The sequence below is a fragment of the Niabella digestorum genome (assembly GCF_036409055.1).
GTDB classification, from domain to species: Bacteria; Bacteroidota; Bacteroidia; order Chitinophagales; family Chitinophagaceae; genus Niabella; species Niabella composti.
The window spans coordinates 549,609-568,482 of the sequence record NZ_JAZGLY010000002.1; the positions used below are offsets into that span (position 1 = coordinate 549,609).

General features: G+C 41.6%; 18 protein-coding genes. 10 read left to right on the plus strand and 8 right to left on the minus strand.

All coding sequences use genetic code 11. The features are described 5' to 3' along the window. Positions 1-67: 67 nt before the first annotated feature. The 3 genes from V2H41_RS05025 to V2H41_RS05035 all read right to left on the minus strand — a co-directional run bounded on the left by V2H41_RS05025 (position 68) and on the right by V2H41_RS05035 (position 2,838). Entirely contained in the window at positions 68-943 is an 876-nt protein-coding gene (locus V2H41_RS05025; protein ID WP_330974038.1) for a carbon-nitrogen hydrolase, read from the minus strand. 147 nt (positions 944-1,090) lie between these two features. Then, positions 1,091-1,510, minus strand: a complete 420-nt coding sequence (locus V2H41_RS05030) for a DUF4293 domain-containing protein (RefSeq protein ID WP_330974039.1) — start codon at positions 1,508-1,510, stop codon at positions 1,091-1,093. A gap of 47 nt (positions 1,511-1,557) precedes the next feature. Next, positions 1,558-2,838, minus strand: a complete 1,281-nt coding sequence (locus V2H41_RS05035; RefSeq protein ID WP_330974040.1) for a serine hydroxymethyltransferase — start codon at positions 2,836-2,838, stop codon at positions 1,558-1,560. A gap of 138 nt (positions 2,839-2,976) precedes the next feature. Between V2H41_RS05035 and V2H41_RS05040 the strand changes: the two genes are divergently transcribed. Next, positions 2,977-3,966, plus strand: a complete 990-nt coding sequence (locus V2H41_RS05040) for a sugar phosphate nucleotidyltransferase (RefSeq protein WP_330974041.1) — start codon at positions 2,977-2,979, stop codon at positions 3,964-3,966. 74 nt (positions 3,967-4,040) lie between these two features. Continuing rightward, positions 4,041-4,988 carry an NAD(P)H-dependent flavin oxidoreductase gene (locus V2H41_RS05045; protein WP_330974042.1) on the plus strand — a complete coding sequence of 316 codons (948 nt, stop codon included), beginning with the start codon at positions 4,041-4,043 and terminating at the stop codon, positions 4,986-4,988. Here V2H41_RS05045 and V2H41_RS05050 read toward each other — a convergent pair. Continuing rightward, complete coding sequence (locus V2H41_RS05050; protein WP_330974043.1) at positions 4,978-5,349, minus strand: DMT family protein; 372 nt, start codon at positions 5,347-5,349, stop codon at positions 4,978-4,980. The two genes, V2H41_RS05045 and V2H41_RS05050, sit on opposite strands and share 11 nt — an antisense overlap. Before the next feature lie 24 nt (positions 5,350-5,373). After that, on the minus strand, positions 5,374-7,116 hold the full coding sequence (gene ggt, locus V2H41_RS05055) for a gamma-glutamyltransferase (protein WP_330974044.1): 1,743 nt from the start codon (positions 7,114-7,116) through the stop codon (positions 5,374-5,376). Positions 7,117-7,243: 127 nt separating this feature from the next. Here ggt and V2H41_RS05060 point away from each other — a divergent pair, with 127 nt between their 5' ends. Both V2H41_RS05060 and V2H41_RS05065 read left to right on the plus strand, forming a co-directional pair. Next, positions 7,244-8,005 carry a phosphoglycerol geranylgeranyltransferase gene (locus V2H41_RS05060; RefSeq protein WP_330974045.1) on the plus strand — a complete coding sequence of 254 codons (762 nt, stop codon included), beginning with the start codon at positions 7,244-7,246 and terminating at the stop codon, positions 8,003-8,005. Positions 8,006-8,107: 102 nt separating this feature from the next. Further along, the gene (locus V2H41_RS05065; RefSeq protein WP_330974046.1) at positions 8,108-9,139 is read left to right on the plus strand and encodes an LLM class flavin-dependent oxidoreductase; all 1,032 of its coding nucleotides are present in this window, start codon (positions 8,108-8,110) and stop codon (positions 9,137-9,139) included. A 5-nt stretch (positions 9,140-9,144) separates the two neighbouring features. Here V2H41_RS05065 and V2H41_RS05070 read toward each other — a convergent pair whose 3' ends face one another. The 3 genes from V2H41_RS05070 to V2H41_RS05080 are packed head-to-tail and all read right to left on the minus strand — an operon-like array spanning position 9,145 to position 12,274. Continuing rightward, positions 9,145-10,416: a M28 family peptidase gene (locus V2H41_RS05070; RefSeq protein ID WP_330974047.1), complete on the minus strand. Its 1,272-nt coding sequence runs from the start codon at positions 10,414-10,416 to the stop codon at positions 9,145-9,147. A 55-nt stretch (positions 10,417-10,471) separates the two neighbouring features. Further along, entirely contained in the window at positions 10,472-11,197 is a 726-nt protein-coding gene (locus V2H41_RS05075) for a LytR/AlgR family response regulator transcription factor (RefSeq protein WP_330974048.1), read from the minus strand. A 9-nt stretch (positions 11,198-11,206) separates the two neighbouring features. Then, positions 11,207-12,274, minus strand: a complete 1,068-nt coding sequence (locus V2H41_RS05080; protein ID WP_330974049.1) for a sensor histidine kinase — start codon at positions 12,272-12,274, stop codon at positions 11,207-11,209. A gap of 284 nt (positions 12,275-12,558) precedes the next feature. Here V2H41_RS05080 and dxs point away from each other — a divergent pair, with 284 nt between their 5' ends. From dxs to purS, 6 genes are all read left to right on the plus strand, one after another. Then, positions 12,559-14,484, plus strand: a complete 1,926-nt coding sequence (gene dxs / locus V2H41_RS05085; protein WP_330974050.1) for a 1-deoxy-D-xylulose-5-phosphate synthase — start codon at positions 12,559-12,561, stop codon at positions 14,482-14,484. A 136-nt stretch (positions 14,485-14,620) separates the two neighbouring features. Further along, positions 14,621-15,622: a tryptophan--tRNA ligase gene (gene trpS / locus V2H41_RS05090; RefSeq protein ID WP_330974051.1), complete on the plus strand. Its 1,002-nt coding sequence runs from the start codon at positions 14,621-14,623 to the stop codon at positions 15,620-15,622. An 89-nt stretch (positions 15,623-15,711) separates the two neighbouring features. After that, positions 15,712-16,350: a deoxynucleoside kinase gene (locus V2H41_RS05095; protein WP_330974052.1), complete on the plus strand. Its 639-nt coding sequence runs from the start codon at positions 15,712-15,714 to the stop codon at positions 16,348-16,350. A gap of 158 nt (positions 16,351-16,508) precedes the next feature. Continuing rightward, positions 16,509-17,798 carry an aminopeptidase P family protein gene (locus V2H41_RS05100; protein ID WP_330974053.1) on the plus strand — a complete coding sequence of 430 codons (1,290 nt, stop codon included), beginning with the start codon at positions 16,509-16,511 and terminating at the stop codon, positions 17,796-17,798. A gap of 24 nt (positions 17,799-17,822) precedes the next feature. Continuing rightward, positions 17,823-18,572, plus strand: a complete 750-nt coding sequence (locus tag V2H41_RS05105) for a CDP-alcohol phosphatidyltransferase family protein (protein WP_330974054.1) — start codon at positions 17,823-17,825, stop codon at positions 18,570-18,572. 2 nt (positions 18,573-18,574) lie between these two features. Further along, on the plus strand, positions 18,575-18,823 hold the full coding sequence (gene purS, locus V2H41_RS05110; protein ID WP_330974055.1) for a phosphoribosylformylglycinamidine synthase subunit PurS: 249 nt from the start codon (positions 18,575-18,577) through the stop codon (positions 18,821-18,823). The last annotated feature ends 51 nt before the right edge of the window (positions 18,824-18,874 follow it).

Sequence of the window (18,874 nt, forward strand, 5' to 3'; positions counted from 1 at the left end):
GTATCCAATCTTGCACACTGCGTGGCTTACATTCTATTCTTTATAGCATTAGTATTTTCCGGTAAGATTATTCCTCATCAAGAAATCTCTTGGTAATGGGATGATAAGAGTCGATTCTTCTGTCTCGGAGGAATGGCCAATGCACTCTAAAGCTGTCTGCTTCCCTCAGATCCAATTCTACAACTTCAGTTTCTTCTTGGTCGTGAGATGCCAAATAAAGCAATTTACCCTGCCCATTGGCTACAAAGCTTCCACCCCAGAACTTCATGGCGCCGTTCTGCTCATAGCCTACGCGGTTTACACTTACCACAGGAATACCATTTGCTACGGCATGACCCCGCTGAATAGTTTGCCAAGCATTGTACTGGTCTTTGTTGGTTTCTTCATCCTGTTCGGCAGCCCAACCAATAGCAGTCGGGTAGAACAGAATTTGGGCACCCATGAGCGCTGTGATTCTTGCTGCTTCTGGATACCACTGATCCCAGCATATTAATACGCCGATGGTAGCAAATTGGGTTTTGAAAACTTTATAACCCAGGTCGCCCGGGGTAAAGTAGAATTTTTCGTAATAAGCCGGATCATCCGGGATGTGCATTTTGCGGTATTTTCCAAGGTAGCTTCCATCTGCATCCAGCACGGCCGTGGTGTTGTGGTATATACCTTCTGTTCTTTTTTCGAAAAGAGAGGCAATGATTACAACACCCAATTCTTTGGCTACTTGCTGCAATGTTTCAGTAGAGGGGCCGGGAATAGGCTCGGCCAATTTGAAATTCTCATAATCTTCTACATCGCAGAAATATAAAGAAGTAAAAAGCTCCTGTAGGCATACAATTTGCGCCCCTTTGGAAGCAGCTTCTTTTATTTTTTCAATAGCTTTATTCAGATTTGCCTGCTTATCTGCGGTACAGCTCATCTGTACCAGACCGACTTTTACTTTTGCCATAATAATATTTTTCCCTTGGTGGGTTTTAATTGCGTGCAAAGGTATTTAAATAAATCGAGGGGGTAAAATACTGTGTGTTAAAGTAAAAAAATACGGAACCTCAAAGAAGTTCCGTATGTAATTAATTTATGCGATAAAAGCTGTTATCTATCTTAATCTGTTTAAGTCCCTAATGAGTTTTTCATCTCGCCTTATACCTTGGATGGCGAATATAAAGCCTATGATTATCAGTACTGTGAGTAAAGATGTTAAGGCAAATGCACCTTGTTGAAAATATTGGGAGTAATTATAATAAACCACTGGAAGGCCAAGAGCGCCAAGTAAACCCAAGTAACAAAGTAGGACTTGTTTTTTACGATTTTTGAAAAGGAAAATTGACACTACAGCCAGCCCCAGCACTGCCACTGTGAGTAATATAAGGTAGATATTGTCCGTAGCGGTGAGTTCGGGACCCTCTACGCCTTGGGTACCCGGAGCTACCGTACCCACATAAAAGGGGAATTTGAATGTTAAACCGCTACATATCGACGATAGTAACAGCCAAAGTGTTTGTTTTCTTTGAATCATACGAAAAAGTTATCAATGATGTTTTGAAAACTTGGTTGATGCTACCATTATCCCAGTTCCGGATAAAGCGGAAACTGCTTCATGAATTCTTTTACATCTTCGCGCACGCCAGCAATTAATTGCTCATTATCGGCATTCATCAACACTTTGTCAATCATATTTACAACTTCTACTACGTCTTTTTCTTTCAGGCCTCTTGTTGTCACGGCCGGTACACCTACCCGAATACCTGAAGTTACAAAAGGTGATTTATCGTCGAAAGGAACCGCATTTTTATTCAGTGTAATAAATGCTTTGTCTAGAGTTTCCTGTGCTTTTTTACCGGTAATGTTTTTGTTGCGCAGGTCAATCAACATAAGATGGTTATCGGTTCCGCCGCTAATAAGGTTGTAGCCTTTTCCCATAAAGGCGTCAGCCATTGCTTGGGCATTGCGAATAATTTGTTTAGCATACTCAGTAAAGCTGTCATCAAGAATTTCACCAAAAGCAACCGCTTTTGCAGCGATGATATGTTCCAGCGGTCCTCCTTGTAAGCCGGGGAACACTGCCAAATCTAACAGCTGGCTCATCGTGCGGATATTGCCTTTAGGGTCTTTAATGCCCCAGGGGTTTTCGAAATCATGACGTATCATGATAACACCACCACGCGGTCCACGCAAGGTTTTATGAGTAGTGCTGGTTACGATATGACAATGTTCGAAAGGATCGTTTAATAATCCTTTAGCAATCAAACCTGCCGGGTGAGCGATGTCGGCCATTACAATGGCTCCGATTTTATCAGCCACCGCACGAATTCGGGCATAATCCCAGTCGCGACTGTATGCTGAGGCTCCGCAGATAATCATTTTAGGTTTGTGAGCAAGTGCTTTCTGCTCTAAATCGTCATATTCTACCAGTCCGGTGTCTTTATTGACACCATATGAAATTACATTGTAATGTTTACCACTGAAATTGGCTGGGCTACCGTGAGTCAAGTGTCCGCCCATACTTAGGTCCAATCCCATAATGGTATCGCCGGGCTTCAACACGGCCATAAATACGGCAGCGTTGGCTTGTGCACCACTATGAGGTTGTACGTTAGCCCAGCTAAGATTGAATATCTTTTTTAAGCGATCTATAGCTAGATTTTCGATTTCGTCTACTACCTCGCAGCCTCCGTAATATCTTTTACCGGGATAGCCTTCTGCATATTTATTGGCAGGCACACTGCCCATAGCCTTTAATACCTGATAGGAAACGAAGTTCTCTGAAGCGATTAATTCAATATCGTTGCGCTGGCGTTCTAATTCTTTCTCCAGCAATTGGAAAAGTATGGTATCATGTTGCATGGCGCAAAGATAAGACTAGCGATTTGAAAACTTGACAAAGATTATTGTCTTAAAGATTCCTAAAGGTATATGTAGCCATTTTTCCATTTTTACTTACCTTCACCGCTTTATTTGAAGGTGCTTTAGATTAATTTTATAATGAAGGCAATCATTCCAGTTGCAGGTACCGGAACGAAACTAAGGCCACATAGTTATTCACAGCCCAAGGCCTTAATTCCATTAGCGGGTAAAACTGTTCTCAGTATCATCATAGACCAGCTTAAAGATGCCGGTATAGAGGAGTTTGTTTTTATAATCGGATACCTCGGAGACAAAATATATCATTACGTAAAAGACAGACACAGTGATATCGTCGCTCATTTTGTAGGTCAGGAAGATCGAAAAGGAGTGGGGCATGCCATCAGTTTGGCAAAGGATGCCGTTAAGGGCGATGAAGTGCTAATTACGCTGGGAGATACCATTTGCGAATATGATATTCGCGCCGTGCTAAAAAGCCCTCATTCTATGATTGGGGTACGTAAGGTAGATAATCCGGGAGATTTTGGTGTAGCGGAAATAGATAAAAACGGTTTTATCGAATCGGTTATTGAAAAACCCAGTATTCCTAAGTCCAATCTCGCTATGGTGGGTATCTACAAGATTAAAGAAAGTAGCATCTTGTTTGAATGTCTGGATGACAATATCAATAAAGGACTAGTTACCCACGGCGAGTTCACCATCACGGATGCTATCGATTGTATGATTCGGAAGGGGGTACAGTTCGGTTCATTTAAGGTGGATAATTGGTTTGATGCAGGAAATAAAGATACTCTACTGAAATCTAACGCAACGCTGCTTAAGAAATTTGGTAAAGAGGTAAAGGCTTCTAAGTATCTAAATACAGTTATTATTCCTCCGGTAAGTATTGGAGAAGGCTGTGTTATCGAAAACAGCATTGTGGGGCCTAATGTGACTCTGGGAGAGTTTACCCATCTCAAACAATCTATCGTTAAAAACTCTATTGTAGGCGCTTATTGTAGTCTCTACGATATCGTACTGGAAGATTCGCTTATTGGTAGCGACACTCGCTTAAAGGGAGAAACCCGCAGTCTAAATATCGGCGATAATACCAGTATCGATTTAGGATAATTGGTCTTTTCTGAAGTTTATAGTATTAATCGTAAATTGCTGTAGTCTGGTTCACGATTAATCATAAACGTATCATGCGCATTACGCAGTTATTCAATATTCAATATCCCATTATTCAGGCAGGAATGGTATGGGCTAGTGGTTGGAAATTGGCCAGTGCTGTTAGTAATGCAGGTGGCTTGGGTATAATAGGTGCCGGTTCTATGTCTCCAGAGATTTTGCGGGAGCACATTCAAAAATGTAAAGCTGCTACTGCAAAGCCTTTCGCCGTCAATCTTCCTTTGTTATATCAGCATATCGAGCAACAGGTCGCTGTCATTATTGAGGAGAAGGTCCCCATAGTATTTACCAGTGCCGGTAATCCCAAAACTTGGACACCGCATTTCAAAGAGGCGGGTATTAAAGTGGTGCATGTGGTAAGCAGCAGTAAGTTTGCCGTAAAGGCTGAGGAAGCCGGCTGTGATGCAGTGGTGGCAGAAGGCTTCGAAGCAGGTGGTCATAACGGACGGGAAGAAACGACCACTATGGTGCTGGTGCCATTAGTGGTGAATGCTGTTTCTATTCCGGTGATTGCTGCAGGCGGTATTGCTACGGGTAGGCAAATGTTGGCGGCATTTGCGTTGGGTGCCGAAGGCGTGCAGATGGGCAGTCGGTTTGTTGCTAGTCGGGAAGCTTCTTCTCATATCAATTTTAAAAATTTGGTGCTACAGGCAGGGGAGGGCGATACGCAGCTTGCATTAAAACAACTCACTCCCGTGCGTTTATTAAAAAATGAGTTTTATCAGCAGGTGCAAGCTGCCGAATTGCGAGGCGCTGGTAAGGACGAATTGATGCAACTTTTGGGGAAAGGACGTGCCCGTATGGGAATGTTTGAAGGTAATCTTTCTGAGGGCGAACTGGAAATAGGACAGGTGAGTGCCCTAATTAAAGACCTTCCCCCCGCCGCCGATATAGTGCAGCGTGTATGGGAGGAGTTTGAAGTCGCCCGTAAGGAACTAGCCACTTATAGGGCTACCCCTTAAAGATGAAGTATACAGCACCTACGAGCAGTGCGAACCCTATAAAATGATTCAGGGAAAACTGAAGGTTGTGAAAAACAAGTTTTGAAAAAATTACAAATACTACTAACGTAATCACTTCCTGCAATACCTTTAATTGTACCAGCGAAAAGGGGCCGCCTGTTTCTGAAGAGCCGATTCTATTTGCCGGCACTTGAAAGCAATATTCGAAAAAGGCTATTCCCCAGCTTAACAGTATAATCATCCAAAGAGGAGTAGCTGCATGATTACTGTCTTTGCTAAAAAATTTCAGATGTCCGTACCAAGCCAATGTCATGAAAGAATTGGAAAGCAGCAGTAAAGCAATGGTATTAAAAGCTTTCATATATAATTGGAATTTGAGAAGATATTACCAGCCTTCAGCACTATCATCACCACGCCTGTCGGCAACTGCTTCAAAACTACCGTCGGGTAGAACTTTGATAACTTCTGTGCGTCCGATACTTTTTCGCTCCTTGAGTTTGTATCCCATTTTGGTTAATGCTTCAGCGGTAGCCTTAGGGAAGTTCTGTTCGATATATACTTCGTCCGGAAGCCACTGGTGATGGAACTTGGGTTTGTTTACGGCATCATCGGTACTCATTTTAAAATCGATGATGTTTAAGATAGTTTGAAATACAGAAGTGGGTATCGTAGTTCCGCCAGGGGTTCCTGCAACGAGGTAAGGTTTTTTATTTTTAAGTACGATAGTTGGTGTCATAGAACTGAGCATTCTTTTTCCCGGCTCTATGGCATTGGCTTTACCCCCCACGGCTCCGTAAAGATTAGGAGTACCGGGCTTAGCACTGAAGTCGTCCATTTCGTCATTGAGTATAAAACCTGCGCCGCCTACTACGGTTCTACTGCCGTAATGATTGTTCAAAGTTGTGGTTACGGCAACAGCATTGCCTTCTTTGTCGATAACACTGAGGTGGGTAGTTTCTTCGCTTTCGTAACCCGGTATAACGCCTTCTATAATATCCTTGCTGTTCCCAGCTATATTGGGCTTGTAGTTTTTCATACGCTTTTTTAGGTATGCCTTGCTGGTTAATTCGGTTGCCGGTACATTGTAGAAATCTGCATCACCCATATATTTGGCGCGATCTGCATAAGCACGACGTTCTACTTCTATCATTAATTGTACAGACTGAGGCGTATGGAATCCCATCTTATTGATAGCATAGGGCTCAATCATTTTTAGCATTTGATGTAGCAATATTCCGCCACTACTAGGCATCGGCATGCCGATAATAGTGTATCCTCTATAATCAAAAATGTGCGGTGTTCTAAATTTTGCTTTATAGTTTTTTAGATCATCGAGTGTAATTAAGCCCTTGCCACGTTGCATTTCTTCAACGATTAGCTGAGCTGTCTTGCCTTCATAAAACTCTTTTTCACCGTGATCGCTGATGCGTTTGAGAGTGTTGGCAAGGTCTTTTTGTATCAATAGATCTCCTTTTTTCCATCCTTCAGGTTTAACAAATACAGGCTGAATAGTATTATATTTGATAAAATCTTTTTGGGCTCTGTTTAAAGTTTCGGCTTCGGTTTCTGTAATTGCAAAGCCCTTTTCGGCCAATTCAATGGCTGGCTCCATCAATACTTTCATCGGGAGCTTCGCATATTTGTGCGCAGCAAAGAGGCCCGCCACCGTACCCGGAACACCACTGGCCAGATGGCCATAAAGACTTTTTTCAATAATATGATTACCGTTTTCGTCCAAATACATATCTCTGTGAGCTGCAGCAGGAGCCATTTCGCGATAATCGAGTGCAATGGCCTCTTTATTTTTTAAATAAGCCACCATAAAACCCCCGCCGCCAATATTGCCCGCGCCGGGATATACCACTGCTAGTGCCCATTGAGTGGCAATAGCAGCATCTACAGCATTGCCCCCCTTTTGCAATACTAGCAGTCCGGCTTTACTTGCTAGTGGATGAGCTGAAACGACAGCGCCATTTTTGGCTGTTACTATTTTATTGCTTTCGTAAAAAACTCTGTTAAGCTGCGCGCTACTTATAAAATGCAATAACAGCATGAATATGCTTAATACCCAATAGCGCGTATTTCTTGTCGGCGAAAAGTATGCGTACGGATGTATTGATGCAGCCATATTTTATGGAATGATTTAAATAATCAGTGTCTTTTAAATGCCAAAGTTAGTGGTGGATTGCCATACTTTAATAAATAAAGATATTTCAAAAAGTTTTTGCATTTTTGCAGAAACCTGTTTCTGTTGAATGAAAAAGAATATTTATAAAACCCTGCGGGAAAAGAAAAATGCTGCGCAAAAATCCTTTGCAGTATTAATTGATCCGGACGGGGTTGATAATTCCTCTATTCACAAATTGATTCAGGTTTCCGTTGATGCGAAGGTGGATTATTTTTTTGTAGGGGGGAGTTTGGTAATTACAGATCATTTGGATGAAATTATCAAACAAATCAAATCTTCATGCGATATTCCGGTGGTACTATTTCCAGGCAATCCCTCGCAACTAAGTAAGCATGCAGATGCGCTTTTGTATTTATCATTAATCTCCGGCCGCAATCCTGAATTATTGATAGGTCAGCATGTTGTTTCTGCTCCGTTTGTTAAAAACAGTGGGTTGGAAATTATTCCAACCGGATATATTGTTGTAGACGGAGGTGCTCCAACCACCGTATCCTATATTAGTAATACTGCTCCACTTCCACACGATAAAAATGATGTGGCTATGTGCACGGCTCTGGCAGGCGAAATGCTGGGTATGCGCGTGATTTATATGGATGCAGGCAGTGGTGCCAAAAATCCTATCTCAGAAAGTATGATTCAGTCGGTGGCGCAAAATGTAGAAGCCCCGGTAATTGTAGGAGGAGGTATTAAGGATCCCGAAAAGGCCTATAATAATTGTAAGGCAGGCGCCGATGTAGTAGTCGTAGGTAACGCCATTGAAAAAGACCCTTCGTTGATTACAGAAATGAGCACGGCCATTCACGCTTCTTCTTCCCGTGTAAGCTTGTAGTTTAGCGCATAGAGAACAATAGCTATTGCATGTCTGTATGCATCACTTGCAAAACAATTCCTATAGAATGCGTGTTATCCTATATACATTAAAGTTATAACAATGGAATTAGGTATAGGCATGTTTGGCGATGTGCGTATAGGACCCGATGGAAAACCTCAGTCTGCACAGCAACGCCTACAGGAAATTATTGAGGAAGTGAAGCTTATGGATGAAGTGGGCCTTGACTTTTACGGAATAGGGGAGCATCATCGGCCTGATTATGCTGTTTCTGTCCCGGAAGTGTTATTGGCCGCATTGGCTTCTGTTACTAAAAAAATTAAGCTGGGAAGTGCTGTTTCGGTATTGAGTTCTTCCGATCCGGTGCGATTGTATCAAAGCTTCGCAACGTTGGATCTAATATCTGATGGCCGAGCGGAACTCATGGCCGGGCGGGGTAGTTTTATCGAATCGTTCCCTCTTTATGGTTATGATTTGAATGATTATGATGCACTTTTCGATGAGAAGTTGCGCTTGTTATTACAAATAAATGAACAGGAAATTATTTCCTGGAAAGGAAAATTTCGGGCAGAGCTTAAGGAACAGATGGTATTACCTCGCGCAGTCAATAATCATTTAAAAATATGGGTGGCTGTGGGTGGTACGCCCGAATCCGTGGTGCGTGCAGCCTCTCTAGGGTTGCCTGTAATGTTTGCGATTATTGGGGGTAGCCCCGTACAGTTCAAGCCGTTATTTGACTATAATAAGGCGATTTATCAACAGGCTGGGCACGATATGAATGCTTTTGAAGTGGGGGTGCATGTACATGCTTTCTTTGGTGAGGACAGCAAGGAAATTGCTGATTATTACTATCCAGTTTATTCCGCTCAAATGGATAGGATTGGGCGCAGTCGCGGATGGCCTCCTTATCAGCGCGTACAATATGATCGTGGACGTGGTAAGGGTGGACATTTGATAATCGGTGATGCTGATGAAGCTGTCGATAAAATTCTCGAATTGCAAGAGCTCTTCGGACTAACACGCTTCTCTGCTCATATGGACGTAGGGGCCCCTTCTCATGACAGAATCATGAAGTCTATCGAAATCTTTGGAACTAAAATCGCTCCAAAAGTACGGGAGGCACTTCGTAAGTGATGCTCCTATCTTAAATCACTTGTATCTACTCGGGAAGGAGTATCAGTTCCTGCAATAATACTTTTGGCGCTCAAGGCAATGGCTTTGATAATAGCCGTCATGTTTTCAAGATCCAATGTAGATACTTCATCACTGGGTTTATGATAATTGGGTTCATTGTCCATTTTTGAAGTGGAAATGGTGTGAGCCGCAACCCCCAGTCTGGCTAAAGTAGCATTGTCGGAGCGATAGAATAATTGCTGATCTGGATAAGGATCTGGATAAAAATTGAAATCCGTGCCTTTTAGATTTTTCTGAAGAATGGTACCCAAATCTGTTTTTTCAAATCCGGTTATGTAAGCGCTATTTTTCCCCCATTTGCTATCGGTACCAATCATTTCAATGTTCAACATGGCAACCACTTTTTCCGGAGGTAGTTGTTTGCTGAAATACTGTGAGCCAAAACCTCCACTCTCTTCAGCAGTGAACGCTGCAAATATTAATGTTCTCTCATTATCGCCTTTGGCTTTAAAGTATTTTGCTAGCTCAATTACCGCGGTGGTGCCTGATGCATTATCATTGGCGCCGTTATAAATGCTATCGCCGTTTACGGGCTTACCAATACCTAGATGATCGTAATGCGCAGAGAAAATAACATATTCATCAGCTTTTTTCTTTCCGGGTAGAATGCCTACCACATTGGCAAGTTGATGTTCTTTTATGTTATGTGAGGCTGTTATAGTAAGGTTCTGGGTATCGACATCGCCTAATACAAACGCTACACTAGCAGCAGATTGAAAAAAGCTACGTTTCAGCATGCTCAGGCGTGGAAATCTGTCTGCAAAGGCTGGATCTACCACAACCAACAAATCCTTGTCACTGGCAGCGAATTGTATCGCTTTAGAGAAGAAATTATCAGTAGCCGTAATTTTTTCTATCGAAAGATTGTGTGATGATAACGTGATTTGGGGCTTAGATGTAATCAGCACAATTTTTTGGGGATCTACTTCAGTTCCGTTGCTTTTGGCTGTAAGCGATTCCTGAGTGGCACTGACCATGCTAAAAGATTGGAGAAAGCTATTGCCTTTGAGAGGTTTTAACCCCGCTTGTTGAAAGGCTTCAGCAATGTATTGTGCGGCTTTATCAATTTCAGGAGTAAACACTTTACGGCCTTGTAACGAATCGGAAGCCAGTACGCTGATGGTTTTAGAAACATCTTCTACACGAATGTTGATGTGTTTTTGTGCGTATACGTGAGTACTGCAAAGTAGCAGTGTATAACCAATGACTTTTTTCATGTTTCCAGAAAAGTTTAAGCAAATATCCGTTTTTTAAAGTAATACCTTTTTATCATTAGAAACTCATTCTTTCTTTGAATTTAACGGCCTGTCTTCTGCTGATTTCTATCTTTTCACCACCCCTTAATTCTACTAATAATCCGTTATTAAAGTAAGGTTCGATTTTTTCCACCATACGCAGATTGATGATGTGTTTACGGTTGGCTCTGAAGAAAATTCTAGGGTCTAGTCTTTCTTCCAGTGCGTTAAGTGATTTTAAGATTAAAGGCTTGTGTCCATTAAAAAATACTTTGGCATAATTGCCTACACTTTCAAATAGCCGTACTTCGGATAGTTGAATGAACCAGCATTTGTCGCCATCCTTAAGAAAGACCTGACTGTTTTCACCCAGTATTTCTTCGTGCTTGGGGCGTTCATCATTGGGTGTGTTTTTAATGGTAGATTTTATTTTATTGATGGCAGCTTCCAATCTTTTGGATTCAATAGGTTTTAATAAATAATCCAGCGCATTTACCTCAAATGCTTTTAGGGCATATTCGTCATAAGCTGTAGTAAAAATTACTGTAGGCACAAAATCAAGCTCTGTAAGCATTTCAAATCCCGTTTTGCCGGGCATTTGGATATCCAAAAAAATCAAATCAGGCTGTAGTGCGTTGATTTTTTCTATCGCCTCATTAGCATTGGAGGCTTCATCGATAATTTCGATATCGGTATAAGGTTGTAATAGTTTGGCAAGTTCAGCACGTGCCAGCCTTTCATCATCTATAATAATTGTTCTCATATGCATCGGTTATAATGTGAGAGGCAATTGAAGTTTAGCTTCTACAATATGGGGTGCGGCTTGCTTTATTTCGAAAGTTGCATTATCTCCGTAGACTAAGGATAATCTTTCTCGAATGCTTTTTATTCCGAAACCGCTGTCGGGGGGTGTTGCTTTCAATTGTCCGGTATTTTCAACAATGAGTTCAAGAAGGCCGTTTTTTACGGTAGAAGTAAGTTTGACAATGCCCCCGTTTACTTCATGGCTAATACCATGTTTAATGGCATTCTCCACCAACATTTGCAGCATCATTGGAGGTATCTGTTGGTAAAGCGTTTCCTCCTCAATATTAAAAGACACTTGTAGTCTGCTTTCAAAACGCATCTGTTCCAGAGCTAGATAATCTTTCACAATATTCAGTTCATCTGATAAGGCAATTGTTTCAGATTTATCAAGATTGATACTGCTTCGCAGAATATTACTCAGCTCCGTAATGGCTCTTCGGGCTCGTTGAGGATCTTCATCCACCATAGCTCTGATACCATTTAACGCATTAAAGATAAAATGAGGATTGATGTGCGTTTTAATGGTTTTTAGCTCCAACTCTTTAATGTGCGATTTTAAGATGAGATTGTCTATCTGTTCTTGCTGTGCCTTGGTAATATAGTGGTAACCGAAATATACGGAGCTCCAGATGAGGAAATAGAAAAACCAAGAAAAGGCATTGTTTAGTAAGAGAAGCAATAGGGATTTGTTCAAAATCCCTAATTCGCTCTTATGGAGTAGTTCCAATTTTTTTAAAACGACCCATTCGATAATGCCACATACAAAGGAGGTGATTAGTGTATATAAAAGTAGCAGTGCAATCTGTTTCGATACTTTAAGCGAGAGCACTTTTGTTTTGAGTATCGCAATGCGCAGTAAGTGTGACAGTATCAATCCTAGTATACTGAAACTTGCCATGCGCTGTATCATGATGATGCGTTCCTGAGGGTCATTCATTTTATCGAGCGACCAGGCTAGAAATAAATGCCAGAAAAAAAAGGCACTCCATCCCAAAATCTGCAATACCCAATAGTATCTTTTGCCGATTACCATAAAACAAATCTAAGCAGGAAGCCGCAAGCTTCTTCAAATAAATTATCAGTGGTAAGGATGATGTATAAACGGATAATGATGAATGTAATTTGCTGAGAATCTTTTTACGGATGCATTTTGTATGATAAAGCTGTGATAATAAAATGGTTGTATTTTGAGTGTTGCCTTAAGGGTTGAAACAAGCTATTCCTATATTCTTACGCAGTGAAGCGACTTCTAGTTTTATAAATTAGAAAGAGAAATTTACCTATCAAAATACTTATTTTTGTCCAAATCTTTGTTGGATGACTATTACACTTGGACCCTTACTTCAATCTGTGAATAGTCCTGAGGATTTGAAAAAAATTCCACGGGAGAAGTTGCATGAGTTTTGTGAACAGCTGAGGCAATATATTATTGACGTTGTAAGTGTGCACGGCGGACATTTTGCCGCCAGCTTGGGTGTAGTAGAGCTTACCACTGCATTGCATTATGTATATAATGCTCCTTACGATCAGTTGGTTTGGGATGTAGGGCATCAAGCATATGGTCATAAAATCATTACCGGGCGCCGCGATCAGTTTGTTACTAACAGAAAATACAATGGTTTAAGCGGATTTCCCAAACGTTCTGAAAGTGAGTACGATGCTTTTGGTGTAGGGCATTCTTCCACCTCCATTTCCGCTGCGCTGGGTATGGCAATCGCTGCCAAGTATAAAGGGGAGGAGGATAGAAAAGTGGTTGCCATCATCGGTGATGGTTCCATGACCGCCGGTATGGCATTCGAGGCCATGAATCATGCAGGTGTCGCCAATACCAATTTGCTAATAATTCTCAACGATAATGGGATAGGCATTGATCCCAACGTGGGAGCGCTCAAAGAATATCTCACAGATATTACTACTTCACGTACCTACAATAAACTGAAAGACGATATATGGAATGCATTGGGCAAATTGCCCGTGGGTAATAAATTTACCCGCTCCATGATGCACAAACTGGCCGAAAGCGTAAAGGGGCTTGTGAACAGTAGTTCCAATCTTTTTGAAGCGCTTAAGATTCGATATTTTGGTCCGATCGACGGGCATAATATTACCAAACTTATTGATACTTTAAACGACCTGAAAGATATCCCAGGCCCTAAACTTCTGCACGTAATTACTACAAAGGGTAAAGGGTATGCCCTGGCCGAAAAAGATCAAACCAAATGGCATGCTCCAGGTACATTTGATAAGGTAACAGGAGAAATATATAAAAAGAAATTCGACACTCCTCAGCCACCTAAGTATCAGGATGTGTTTGGAAAAACCATCATTGAGCTAGCTAAACAGAACGATAAGATCTTTGCAGTAACGCCCGCCATGCCTTCGGGTTCTTCTCTTAAGTACATGATGGAGGAGATGCCAGATCGAGCATTCGATGTAGGTATATGCGAGCAGCATGCTGCTACGCTAAGTGCCGGCCTAGCAACTCAAGGGTTAAGGGTGTTCTGTCATATGTATTCTACCTTTATGCAGCGTGCATACGACCAGGTGGTGCATGATATAGCGATACAGAAGCTGCCTGTGGTACTTTGTATAGACCGCGCCGGACTGGTAGGGGATGACGGCCCTACCCATCACGGATGTTATGATATAGCCTATTTCCGTTGTATCCCTAATATGATCATCAGTGCTCCCATGAACGAAAGTGAGCTGCGAAATCTGATGTATACTGCACAACTGGAATCTACTCAAATGCCTTTTGTAATCAGATATCCCCGTGGTGAAGGTGTGATGCCCCAATGGCAAACCCCCATGCAAGAAGTTCCCATAGGGAAAGGTAGAAAACTCAAAGATGGAAGAGATATAGCGATCCTTTCTTTGGGACATCCCGGCAATTTTGCAGCTGCCGCCATTCGCGATGTAAAGCAGGATGGGATAGATCCCGCTCATTACGATATGCGTTTTGCTAAACCCCTCGATGAGGAACTACTTCATGAGGCATTGAGCAAATACGAAAAAATCATTACGGTAGAAGATGGAACTGTAGTGGGCGGATTTGGTAGTGCTGTGCTGGAGTTTATGGCCGCACATGGATACAAGAACGATATTCGCATCCTCGGAATTCCCGATAGAATCGTAGAACACGGTACGCCAAAAGAACTACATCATGAGTGCGGATACGATGCTGCAGGTATTGCGGATGCCATCAGACAGATGATGGATGTAAAAGTATCCTTAATGTCCTAATTAGCCACTAGTCTCGATTTCTTATTGCAATATTTACTTATAGGAAGCTGCCGAAGTTCCCAAAAGAAGGGTAGTGGAAGCAACTTATTGATTTTTCCATTTCCTGTTCTGCATTTTAAATTTATCTTCGCAGCCTATGAGTAACAAAGCAATAGTAGTAAGTGGTGTTCGACCAACCGGAAATCTGCACTTGGGAAATTATTTTGGTGCTCTGCGCAACTATGTGAAGATGCAGAATGAGTATGAATGCTTTTTCTTTATAGCCGATCTGCACTCTTTAACAACCCATCCCGACACAAAGGAACTAAGAGAAAATGTACTAAAAGTAGTGTCTGAATATCTGGCCTGTGGACTAGATCCTCAGAAAGTAACTCTTTATTGTCAGAGCGATGTGCCACAAACTACCGAGTTGTATTTATACTTAAATATGCTGGCATATAAAGGTGAGTTGGAAAAGACAACCACTTTTAAAGATAAAGTACGATTGCAGCCTCATAATGTCAATGCCGGTTTGCTTACTTATCCGGTATTGATGGCAGCTGATATTTTACTTCATCGCGCTAAACTGGTGCCTGTCGGAAAAGATCAGGAACAGCATCTGGAAATGACCCGCACTTTTGCCAACCGTTTTAATCACAGATATAGTGAGGTATTCCCAGAGCCGCAAGCATTTAATTTTGGTGAAGCTCTGTTGAAAGTACCCAGCTTGGATGGTTCGGGGAAAATGAGTAAAAGTGAGAACCAATATGCTACTATTTATCTTGCCGATGATGATGATCTGATCCGCAAAAAAATAATGAAGGCCAAAACCGACGCAGGTCCTACTGAACCCAATAGCCCTAAGCCGGATTACATTGAGAATCTCTTTGACTTGATGAAACTGGTGAGTAAAGAAGAAGTAATTCATAAATTTGAAGAAGACTATAACAACTGTGCCATCCGTTATGGTGATATGAAGAAGCAACTAGCGGAAGATATGGTACAGTATATTGCTCCGATTCGGCAGAAGGCTCAGGATATTCGTGATAATGAGGCGGAGCTGAATAGAATTCTTAGCTCAGGTGCAGAAAAGGCCGCAGAAAGTGCTGAACGCACTATGAAAGAAGTGCGAAAAGCCATGGGATTATTATATTTTTGATAAATAGCGATCGAATAAGCATAATCATTGCCGAACTTTAATGAAGTTATTTAAAGCTCGGACAATAAAGCATTAACCATCTTGTGAAAATGGCGAAATCAAAATCTAAACCCAAGCACATTGCTGTTGCCGGAAATATTGGGGCAGGAAAAACTACGCTTACCCAGATGCTGGCCAAACATTATAGGTGGATTCCTCATTTTGAAGATGTGGACCACAATCCCTATCTGATGGACTTCTATGAGGATATGCCCCGCTGGAGTTTTAACCTGCAGATCTACTTTTTGCATATCCGTTTAAAACAGTTGTTGGAAATCCAAAATGGCACCGAAACTGTTATACAGGATAGGACTATCTATGAAGATGCACATATCTTCGCTCCCAACCTCCACGAGATGGGATTGATGAGTAAACGCGATTATGATAACTATTTTGAGTTTTTCCAAACATTAAAGTCGATGGTAAAACCTCCCGATTTGATGATTTATCTGAGTGCTTCTGTGCCCACACTGGTGGGACAGATTCAGAAACGCGGCCGGGAGTATGAGGAAAACATTCGTCTAGATTATCTGAAAAGACTCAATGAGTATTACAACAAATGGGTAGCTTCCTATAAAGAAGGTCCGCTTTTGGTGATCGACGTAGACAAAAATAAGTTTGCCGAAAACGAAGAACACTTCGGTGAAATCATTACCAAGGTGGATTCAACCCTATATGGATTGTTCTAATCCGCCTAGCTACATCCGATAATCCAGTACATCGCTTAACCTATTGAGTCAGAATAGCATAGATTTAGTTGCTAACAATCTTAAAGAGCGACATTGCCATACGTGTATTTAAGGCTCCGGCTTTTTTGCCTATCTTTAGCGCCTCAAAAAATAGTTCGATGAAATATCTTCCGTTAGACCCTACTCTTTTTATTCAGAACCGTAAGCGGTTTGTGAGCAAGATGCAAAAAAACGCTATCGCTATTTTTGTGGCTAATGATGAAATGCCTCAAAATGCAGATGCCGTATATAAATACAAGCCTAATAGTACGCTTTATTGGCTCACTGGTGTTCGTCAGGAAGAGACTATGCTGATCCTGTATCCCGATAACCCCGATCCCAAGTATAAAGAAGTGCTGGTGCTGGTACGCCCTAATGAACTAAAGGAAAAATGGGACGGGAAAAGGTTGAGAAAGGAAGAAGCGCAGGCTATCAGCGGTATTAAAACCATTGTATGGCTGGATGCATTGCCCGCACTGTTTCAAAGCTGGATGCATGCTGCAGAGCATGTGTATTTAGATTCTAACGAGCATGATCGCAAAAGTGTCTGGACCGATACGGCACAGACCCGTTATATTAAGTATTTAAAAGAACGATATCCCTTACATCATTATTTGCGTGCAGCTCCTATAGTACAAGAATTGCGTGCCGTAAAGACTAAGCACGAAATAGAAGTGGTACAAAAGGCTATCGATATTACCGATAATACTTTCCGTCGATTATTGAAGTTTATCAAGCCTGGTGTATGGGAGTTCGAAATAGAAGCAGAAATTATGCACTCCTTCCTAAGCCAACGTGCTACCGGAGAAGCATATGGTAGTATCATCGCCAGTGGTGATAATGCTCGTGTATTGCATTATGTGTTTAACAATAATCAGTGTAAAGACGGTGAGCTGATATTAATGGATTTTGGTGCTGAATACGGTGGATATAATGCTGATTTAACCCGCACAGTACCTGTTAACGGTAAGTTTACGAAAAGACAAAAAGAAGTGTACAATGCCTGCCTAGCTGTCCATCGCTACTGTGCCAGTATTCTGAAACCGGGTATCACCATCGCCGAATATCACGAGAAGGTAGGTGATGAGCTTACCAAGCACTTTCTGAAATTGGGACTACTGACAAAGGCTGATGTGAAAAACGAAGACCCCGAAAACCGTGCTTATCGTCGCTATACTTATCATGGTATTTCGCATCATCTAGGGGTGGATGTGCATGACTTAGGGCCGTTCCGGACGCCGCTCAAACCCGGCATGCTCCTTACCATAGAACCCGGTATCTATATTGAGGAAGAGCAAATGGGCATTCGTATTGAGAATAACTATTGGCTTACTAAGAACGGTAATATAGACTTGATGAAGAATATTCCCATTGAGGCTGATGATATCGAAAGACTGATGAAGCGGTAAAGGGCATTAGTTAATAAAGTCAATATGAAACAGCTCCCCAATTTCTTTACGTTACTAAATCTGGTTTTTGGCTGTGTGGCTATCATCTATATTTTTAAAGACGGTGATAGCTTGCTTTTTAGCAATAAACCGGGCGATTTTTCTTTTGGCCTTATGATTGGAGGAGTGTATATATTTTTAGCAGCAGTGGTGGACTTCCTTGACGGATTTATAGCGAGACTAATGCATGCCAGTTCCGAGATGGGCGCACAGTTAGATTCGTTGTGCGATGCGGTAACTTTTGGTGTAGCTCCCGGAATGATTATGTATCGATTATTGGAACTTGCACTGAGCAGAAATGGAATGGCTCCTGATAATATAGGCTATTTGTTGCCGGCGTTATTAATCCCTTGTTGTGCAGTATGGCGTCTAGCCAAATTTAATCTCGATAAGGAACAAACCTATTATTTCAAAGGGGTACCTTCGCCTGCTGCAGGTCTTACCATAGCTTCCTTGCCATTCATTGTTGGGGGTGATAACTCATTCTGGGAGGGGGTTGTTTTGAATCCATATGTTTTATATGGTATCACTGTGGTGGTATCGCTGCTGATGGTAGTGAATCTTCCTTTAATCAGCCTAAAGTTTAAAAATTTCAGTGTTAAAAGCAATATTGAGAAATTCATTTTATTACTAATAGGTATTGTAGCCATCATTTTTTTAAGATGGGCGGCGGTGCCTGTTATTTTTGTGAGCTACGTTCTCGTATCTTTGATTTTTAAGCCAGGTAAAATTTAGTTATGAGTTATACAGTACAAGTGATTATCATGCCTCTAAAAGAGTTATTAGATCCGCAGGGTAAAGCTGTAAAAGGCGGATTGGAAAATTTAGGTTTAAAGAACGTAGAAGACGTACGAGTTGGCAAGAATATTATTCTGCAGGTAGATGCAGAAAGTGAAGAAGCCGCCAAAACCGTTGGAGAGGAGGCTGCCAAGAAACTATTGGCCAATGCTGTAATGGAATACTACGAAGTAAACGTATTAAAATAGTATAAGTGGCTTTTGCCTGGGCCGATAAATGTGAGTACTAATCGTTTGTTC

What these genes read in the sequence shown, in the direction of transcription:
- V2H41_RS05025 (WP_330974038.1), bottom strand. Translation starts at nt 943, where the DNA reads ATGGCAAAAGTAAAAGTCGGTCTGGTACAGATGAGCTGTACCGCAGAT.
- V2H41_RS05030 (WP_330974039.1), bottom strand. Translation starts at nt 1,510, where the DNA reads ATGATTCAAAGAAAACAAACACTTTGGCTGTTACTATCGTCGATATGT.
- V2H41_RS05035 (WP_330974040.1), bottom strand. Translation starts at nt 2,838, where the DNA reads ATGCAACATGATACCATACTTTTCCAATTGCTGGAGAAAGAATTAGAA.
- V2H41_RS05040 (WP_330974041.1), top strand. Translation starts at nt 2,977, where the DNA reads ATGAAGGCAATCATTCCAGTTGCAGGTACCGGAACGAAACTAAGGCCA.
- V2H41_RS05045 (WP_330974042.1), top strand. Translation starts at nt 4,041, where the DNA reads ATGCGCATTACGCAGTTATTCAATATTCAATATCCCATTATTCAGGCA.
- V2H41_RS05050 (WP_330974043.1), bottom strand. Translation starts at nt 5,349, where the DNA reads ATGAAAGCTTTTAATACCATTGCTTTACTGCTGCTTTCCAATTCTTTC.
- ggt (WP_330974044.1), bottom strand. Translation starts at nt 7,116, where the DNA reads ATGGCTGCATCAATACATCCGTACGCATACTTTTCGCCGACAAGAAAT.
- V2H41_RS05060 (WP_330974045.1), top strand. Translation starts at nt 7,244, where the DNA reads ATGAAAAAGAATATTTATAAAACCCTGCGGGAAAAGAAAAATGCTGCG.
- V2H41_RS05065 (WP_330974046.1), top strand. Translation starts at nt 8,108, where the DNA reads ATGGAATTAGGTATAGGCATGTTTGGCGATGTGCGTATAGGACCCGAT.
- V2H41_RS05070 (WP_330974047.1), bottom strand. Translation starts at nt 10,416, where the DNA reads ATGAAAAAAGTCATTGGTTATACACTGCTACTTTGCAGTACTCACGTA.
- V2H41_RS05075 (WP_330974048.1), bottom strand. Translation starts at nt 11,197, where the DNA reads ATGAGAACAATTATTATAGATGATGAAAGGCTGGCACGTGCTGAACTT.
- V2H41_RS05080 (WP_330974049.1), bottom strand. Translation starts at nt 12,274, where the DNA reads ATGGTAATCGGCAAAAGATACTATTGGGTATTGCAGATTTTGGGATGG.
- dxs (WP_330974050.1), top strand. Translation starts at nt 12,559, where the DNA reads ATGACTATTACACTTGGACCCTTACTTCAATCTGTGAATAGTCCTGAG.
- trpS (WP_330974051.1), top strand. Translation starts at nt 14,621, where the DNA reads ATGAGTAACAAAGCAATAGTAGTAAGTGGTGTTCGACCAACCGGAAAT.
- V2H41_RS05095 (WP_330974052.1), top strand. Translation starts at nt 15,712, where the DNA reads ATGGCGAAATCAAAATCTAAACCCAAGCACATTGCTGTTGCCGGAAAT.
- V2H41_RS05100 (WP_330974053.1), top strand. Translation starts at nt 16,509, where the DNA reads ATGAAATATCTTCCGTTAGACCCTACTCTTTTTATTCAGAACCGTAAG.
- V2H41_RS05105 (WP_330974054.1), top strand. Translation starts at nt 17,823, where the DNA reads ATGAAACAGCTCCCCAATTTCTTTACGTTACTAAATCTGGTTTTTGGC.
- purS (WP_330974055.1), top strand. Translation starts at nt 18,575, where the DNA reads ATGAGTTATACAGTACAAGTGATTATCATGCCTCTAAAAGAGTTATTA.